General features: G+C 68.7%; 5 protein-coding genes and 1 pseudogene. 2 read left to right on the plus strand and 4 right to left on the minus strand.

The genetic code is table 11. The annotated features are described in order from the left end of the window. From ID804_RS12065 to ID804_RS12075, 3 genes are all read right to left on the minus strand, one after another. Window positions 1-615: alpha/beta hydrolase (locus ID804_RS12065; protein WP_169080447.1), on the minus strand; the 615-nt coding region annotated here is incomplete at its 3' end. Next, complete coding sequence (locus tag ID804_RS12070) at window positions 612-1,325, minus strand: alpha/beta fold hydrolase (RefSeq protein WP_169080449.1); 714 nt, start codon at window positions 1,323-1,325, stop codon at window positions 612-614. The genes ID804_RS12065 and ID804_RS12070, both read right to left, overlap by 4 nt. A 140-nt stretch (window positions 1,326-1,465) precedes the next feature. Then, window positions 1,466-1,990 carry a LysE family translocator gene (locus ID804_RS12075; RefSeq protein ID WP_169080451.1) on the minus strand — a complete coding sequence of 175 codons (525 nt, stop codon included), beginning with the start codon at window positions 1,988-1,990 and terminating at the stop codon, window positions 1,466-1,468. A 228-nt stretch (window positions 1,991-2,218) separates the two neighbouring features. On the opposite strand from ID804_RS12075, the gene ID804_RS12080 reads away from it, so the two are divergent. Continuing rightward, window positions 2,219-2,854: a hypothetical protein gene (locus ID804_RS12080; protein ID WP_169080453.1), complete on the plus strand. Its 636-nt coding sequence runs from the start codon at window positions 2,219-2,221 to the stop codon at window positions 2,852-2,854. After that, entirely contained in the window at window positions 2,851-3,090 is a 240-nt protein-coding gene (locus ID804_RS12085) for a hypothetical protein (RefSeq protein WP_169080455.1), read from the plus strand. The genes ID804_RS12080 and ID804_RS12085 overlap by 4 nt, the downstream gene beginning before the upstream one ends. Before the next feature lie 27 nt (window positions 3,091-3,117). Here the strand turns inward: ID804_RS12085 and ID804_RS12090 are convergent. Next, window positions 3,118-3,429, minus strand: a pseudogene (locus tag ID804_RS12090) (adenylosuccinate lyase); the annotation flags it as partial.

A 3,429-nucleotide genomic window follows, 5' to 3' on the forward strand; every position in this document is an offset into this window, starting at 1 on the left:
GCTCGTGCAGGCGAAGTGGGTGAGCTCGGCGATGTGCCCGAGGCCGAGCTCGGCCAGGCGCTCGCGCACGTGGTACTCGACGGCCTTGACGTCGTGTCGCGTGACGGCCTCGCGGCGGGGAAGCCTCCAGGTGAGCGGGCGTCCCTGGACGACGATGTGATCGGCGACCTCCTCCAGCACGGCGGGCTCGGGCTGGATGTCCCCGGGGGGAGCGGGTGCCAGCGCGACTAGGGCGATCAGTGAATCCCGATGGTGGAAAGCGACCCGATAACCGAAAGCGGCGGACATGGAGTGGACCACGAGGACGACCGGGCCGCCGAGCGCAGCGATTAGCTCCACGATCGCGCCGGCGACCGCCGCCCCATCCAGCCGCGTGTCGGGGTCCCATGCGCCGCCAGCCGACAACCCAGGCCACGTCATCACGACCGCGCGGTATCCGGCTTCGGCGAGACGGGGCGCCCACCCGGGTCGCCCGCCGATCGCTCGACTCCAGCCATCGGGGCCCACCCCCCCGCCGTGAACGAGCAGCACCGTCGCACGGGCGGGGCCGCCGGGCAGCCATTCGGCGTAAGCGACGGTCCCAGCGGAAGTCGCGAAAGAGCGAAACGTCGTCACGACATAACGGAGACGATGGCTGCTGCCAGCTCCACCGGGCGCGTCAACATGGCCATGTGGCTCCCCGGCGAGCTCGCGGTCGTCGGGTTCGTGAGCCGGTCTGCTGATGCGCGGTACAACTCCTGCGGCACAGCCCGATCCTCTTGCAGGAAGATGTAGCCGCTCGGCACGTCACCGGTGCCGGCCGACCGAAGACGGATCGGCTCGTCGAGCCAACCGCCAGGCGACGGCACCAGACGGGGCTCGACCTGCGCGTGAAGCTCCTCCGATCCGTCCTGCAAGAAAGCCGTCATGAATAGCTGCGGCGGGATCGGCACGCTCTGGTCGGGCGAGGATGCGGCTGTGCCACGGGCGAAATTCGCCAACTCGGCGGGGAGGATCGCATTGATCGACTCGCCGTCGGCGAGTACCCACGCGTCGATGAAGATCGCCTGCTCCACCTGCTCCGGCATCGCCTCAGCTACGAGCTGGATGATCGGGCCGCCGCCACTGTGGCCGACTACGACGAACCGGTCCCACCCCTTGTCGGCGATCCGGCCGATGAGATTGTCCGCCATGGTCGAGAGCGTGACACCTGCACGGTCGTCGTTGTCACCGAGACCCTGCAAGGTTGGGGCCCATACCTCGTGGCCTGCCTTCGTGAGCTCAGCGACAACGCCGTCCCACGCCCAACCACCCTGCCAACCTCCATGAACCAAGACGATGCGCATTCTGGAACTCCTTTGTTCACCGACGGCGGGTTCCGTCGGATGGACTCCCACTCTACCTAGCAGAATCTGTGCAGAACAACAGTCCTGCTCGATCCCTTCAGAAAGGGTCATTCGTACTCGTCGAGCTTCCGGAGGACGGTCTATCTGAGCGGCGTCTCACGGAGGTCCTGCAGCATGATCGCCCGGTTCAGGGGCGAGCTGCTTTGCGGGACCTCTCTGGCCAGCATGACCGCCACTGTGCTGAGCAGGGTGCCGGTGACCCAACGCTGCCATTTGATCCACGTGGGTCGCGTCGACACGAATCCGGAGATTGTGCCGGCGCCCAGCACGATGAGGGAGTTGACGATCATGCTGACGATGATCTGAACTTCGCCGAGAACGAATCCCTGAGCGGTCGTGTTTCCCTGCCCGTGATCTATGAACTGCGGGATGATCGCGAGGTACATGACGGCGGCCTTGGGGTTGAGCAGGTTGGTGACGAGCCCCATCCGGAACAGCTTCAACCGGGAGTCGCGCGCGAGAGATTGTGCCTCGAATAGCCCCTTGCCGTCGGGGCGCAGCGTTGCGGACGCCAGCCACGCGAAATAGAGCACTCCAGCGGCGTTCAGGTCGATGTAGAGCCAAGGCACGGCGACGAATACGATGCCGAGCCCCAGGTTGGCCATCGTTAACACACTCTAGGTCGATCTGCCTGCCGCAAGCGGGCATCTGAGTTGAGTCGGGCCAACTGTAGGAAAATGCCATTTCGCGTGGAATCCTGGCCCTGAAACCGTTGTCAACTACCGTGGAATCGCGAGGGTTTCATGTCATCTCAAGCGGGAACCTACACGCCGATGCCGGTGCGCGCGCTCGTGCGCAGAGTTCGCACGGCCGGCGCGGCCTAGGCTGGAGCCATGACCGAGCTCGACCCCGCCCGCGACGACGCGTCGGAAGTCGGTGCACCCGCCGGCGATCCGGTCGAGGCCGGTGCGCTGCGCGCCGCGATGATCGCGCGGGCCCTGCCCGCGATCGGCGTCGGCCTCGGCATCACCTTCACTGCCGACCACTCCTCCCGCCTCGGCCTGCTCGCCCTCGGCGTGCTCGGCCTCGCGAGCGCCGTCGCCCTCATCGGCGGCGCGCTGCGGCTGCCGCGCGGTGAGGCGCTGCGCGACCTCCACCTCGGCCTCGGCGTCGGCGCCGGACTCGCCGGAACCATCGCCCTCGTGCTGCCGGGCACGCGTCTGAGCTTCCTGCTGCTGATCCTCGGCGCGTGGGCGACCATCGCCGGGGCGCTCGAGCTCGTGTGGGGGCTGCGGCACCGCCGCGGCGCGGCGGGCGCGCGGGCCGGTGCCGGGCATCCGGTCGCCCGCGACGCCCTCGTCGTCGGCGCCGGCACGCTCGGTCTCGCCCTCGTGATCGCCCTCATCAGCGACCCCGTCTCGGCCGTCGGCTTCCTCGGCGCCTACGGCGTCGTCGTCGGCGTCTTCCTCGTCATCGCCGCCCTCAGCCTGCCGCGCGGCACCGCTTCGAAGGAGCACTCCCCCTCATGACCGAACCCCGTCGCCGCGAGCGCCTGCGCCCGGCCGAGCTCATCGGCTTCGCCGGCATCATCGCCCTCTTCGCGGGCGGCGTCATCTTCATGGTGACGCGCGATCTCGCCTTCGCGGCGATCGTGCTCGGCGCGACCTTCGTCATCGACCTCATCGTCGTGTCGATGCTCATGCTGGCGATCACGCCCAACAAGCCCATGGACGGCGAGCTGCCGCCGAACACCCCCCACGACTGAGCGGATGCCCGGCGCGGGTCGCCCGCGTCAGCGCGCGACGCGCCGCGCGAGCTCGCCCGCGAGACCGGCGTAGCCCGCTGGGGTCAGTTCGCGCAGCCGCGCCTTCGCGGCGTCCGAGATGTCGAGGCCGTCGACGAAGGCCCGCAGCTCGTCGCCGCCGACGCGGTGGCCGCGCGTGAGCTCCTTCAGCAGCGCGTACGGATCCTCGATCGAGCTGCGACCGGCGGTCACCTCGGCGCGGATCACCGTCTGGATGGCCTCGCCGAGCACCTCCCAGTTGCCGTCGAGGTCGCGAGCCAGGGCATCCCGATCGAGGTCGATCTCGCCGAGGCCCTTGAG

This window comes from Microcella alkalica (assembly GCF_014595885.1).
GTDB classification, from domain to species: domain Bacteria; phylum Actinomycetota; class Actinomycetes; order Actinomycetales; family Microbacteriaceae; genus Microcella; species Microcella alkaliphila_B.

Excerpts from the sequence above, each read along its gene's own strand:
- ID804_RS12085 (WP_169080455.1), top strand. The coding sequence starts at position 2,851 with ATGACCGAACCCCGTCGCCGCGAGCGCCTGCGCCCGGCCGAGCTCATC.
- ID804_RS12075 (WP_169080451.1), bottom strand. The coding sequence starts at position 1,990 with ATGGCCAACCTGGGGCTCGGCATCGTATTCGTCGCCGTGCCTTGGCTC.
- ID804_RS12080 (WP_169080453.1), top strand. The coding sequence starts at position 2,219 with ATGACCGAGCTCGACCCCGCCCGCGACGACGCGTCGGAAGTCGGTGCA.
- ID804_RS12070 (WP_169080449.1), bottom strand. The coding sequence starts at position 1,325 with ATGCGCATCGTCTTGGTTCATGGAGGTTGGCAGGGTGGTTGGGCGTGG.